1 tRNA gene and 2 rRNA genes (1 of these 3 cut by a window edge) are annotated in these 2500 nt (G+C 55.0%); all 3 read left to right on the top strand.

The annotated features are described in order from the left end of the window. A 23S ribosomal RNA gene (locus tag HK20_RS01795) occupies positions 1-2141 on the top strand; it begins 600 nt to the left of the window's first position. A gap of 112 nt (positions 2142-2253) precedes the next feature. Next, positions 2254-2369 (top strand): 5S ribosomal RNA (gene rrf, locus HK20_RS01790). A 54-nt stretch (positions 2370-2423) separates the two neighbouring features. Further along, positions 2424-2500 (top strand) — tRNA-Met (locus HK20_RS01785).

The following is a 2500-nucleotide window of genomic DNA, read 5'->3' as shown; positions in this document are numbered from 1 at the left end:
TGTAGGCGTAGCGAAAGCGAGTCTGAATAGGGCGCATAGTTGCTGGCAGAAGACCCGAAACCGAGTGATCTAGCCATGGCCAGGCTGAAGGTGCGGTAACACGCACTGGAGGGCCGAACCCACGCCTGTTGAAAAAGTCGGGGATGAGCTGTGGCTAGGGGTGAAAGGCCAATCAAACTCGGAGATAGCTGGTTCTCCGCGAAATCTATTGAGGTAGACCGTCAGGTGTTGACCCCGGGGGGTAGAGCACTGGATGGGCTAGGGGGGCCCAAAGCCTTACCAAACCCAACCAAACTCCGAATACCCGGAAGTTTAGCCTGGCAGACAGACAGTGGGTGCTAAGGTCCATTGTCGAGAGGGAAACAGCCCAGACCACCAGCTAAGGCCCCTAAATCGTGGCTAAGTGGGAAAGGATGTGGGGATTCCATAACAACCAGGAGGTTGGCTTAGAAGCAGCCATCCTTTAAAGAAAGCGTAATAGCTCACTGGTCTAATAGAAACCCTGCGCCGAAAATGTAACGGGGCTCAAGCCACGTGCCGAAGCTGTGGGTGCATACTATGTATGCGCGGTAGCGGAGCGTTCCGTAGGTCTGTGAAGGAAGCGGGGTGACCCCTTCTGGAGATATCGGAAGTGCGAATGCTGACATGAGTAGCGACAAACAGTGCGAGAAACACTGTCGCCGAAAGTCCAAGGGTTCCTGCGCAAGGTTAATCCACGCAGGGTTAGTCGGCCCCTAAGGCGAGGGCGAAAGCCGTAGTCGATGGGAATCAGGTGAATATTCCTGAACCTGCCAGAAGTGACGAATGCGATATGTTGTTGGTCCTTAACGGATTGGACCGGCTTTTGGAGCATTCCAGGAAATAGCTCTGGCGTATAGACCGTACCCTAAACCGACACAGGTGGACTGGTAGAGCATACCAAGGCGCTTGAGAGAACGATGCTGAAGGAACTAGGCAAATTACTCGTGTAACTTCGGGATAAGCGAGACCCACATTTGGGCAACCATTTGTGGGTGGCACAGACCAGGGGGTAGCGACTGTTTAGTAAAAACACAGGACTCTGCGAAGTCGAAAGACGACGTATAGGGTCTGACGCCTGCCCGGTGCCGGAAGGTTAAGAGGAGGTGTGAGAGCACTGAATTGAAGCCCCGGTAAACGGCGGCCGTAACTATAACGGTCCTAAGGTAGCGAAATTCCTTGTCGGGTAAGTTCCGACCTGCACGAATGGCGTAACGACTTCCCCGCTGTCTCCAGCATCGGCTCAGCGAAATTGAATTCCCCGTGAAGATGCGGGGTATCCGCGGTCAGACGGAAAGACCCTATGAACCTTTACTGTAGCTTTACAGTGGCATCAGAGACATTCTGTGTAGGATAGGTGGGAGGCTTTGAAGCAGGGGCGCCAGTTCTTGTGGAGCCATCCTTGAAATACCACCCTGAATTTTTCTGATGTCTAACCGCGGCCAGTAAGCCTGGTCCGGGACCCTGTATGGTGGGCAGTTTGACTGGGGCGGTCGCCTCCCAAAGTGTAACGGAGGCGCGCGATGGTGGGCTCAGGCCGGTCGGAAACCGGCTGTTGAGTGCAATGGCATAAGCCCGCCTGACTGCGAGAGTGACAGCTCGAGCAGAGACGAAAGTCGGCCATAGTGATCCGGTGGTCCCGCGTGGAAGGGCCATCGCTCAACGGATAAAAGGTACTCTAGGGATAACAGGCTGATCTCCCCCAAGAGTCCACATCGACGGGGAGGTTTGGCACCTCGATGTCGGCTCATCACATCCTGGGGCTGGAGCAGGTCCCAAGGGTTCGGCTGTTCGCCGATTAAAGTGGTACGTGAGCTGGGTTTAGAACGTCGTGAGACAGTTCGGTCCCTATCTGCCGTGGATGTTGGAGATTTGAGAGGATTTGTCCCTAGTACGAGAGGACCGGGATGAACATACCTCTGGTGCACCGGTTGTCGCGCCAGCGGCACAGCCGGGTAGCTAAGTATGGACGGGATAACCGCTGAAAGCATCTAAGCGGGAAACCCACCTCAAAACTAGATCTCCCTGAGGGTCGTGGTAGACCACCACGTTAATAGGCCAGATGTGAAAGCGTGGTAACACGTGCAGCTAACTGGTCCTAATCACCCAATAGGCTCACTCTCACACTATCCTTACGGATAGCCCGTGCACAGAAATCATCCATAACCACGTCACACACAAAACACCAAAACGCACCAACCGCATCCACACACCCTTACAGGGTAGTCTGGATGACCTGGTGGCCATGGCGGGGAGAGTTCCACCCGATCCCATCCCGAACTCGGCCGTGAAAACCCCCAGCGCCTATGATACTGCGGCTTAAGCCGCGGGAAAGTCGGTCGCCGCCAGGTCTTCCAGTCTACCCTCACAAAACTAAGCCAAAACAAAATCAGCACTCTCTCAACCGCGGGGTGGAGCAGCCCGGTAGCTCGTCAGGCTCATAACCTGAAGGCCGCAGGTTCAAATCCTGCCCCCGCAACCA

Source organism: Acetobacter sp. DsW_54, assembly GCF_002153575.1.
GTDB classification, from domain to species: Bacteria; Pseudomonadota; Alphaproteobacteria; order Acetobacterales; family Acetobacteraceae; genus Acetobacter; species Acetobacter fabarum.
This window is presented reverse-complemented; position numbering and strand designations above follow the sequence as displayed.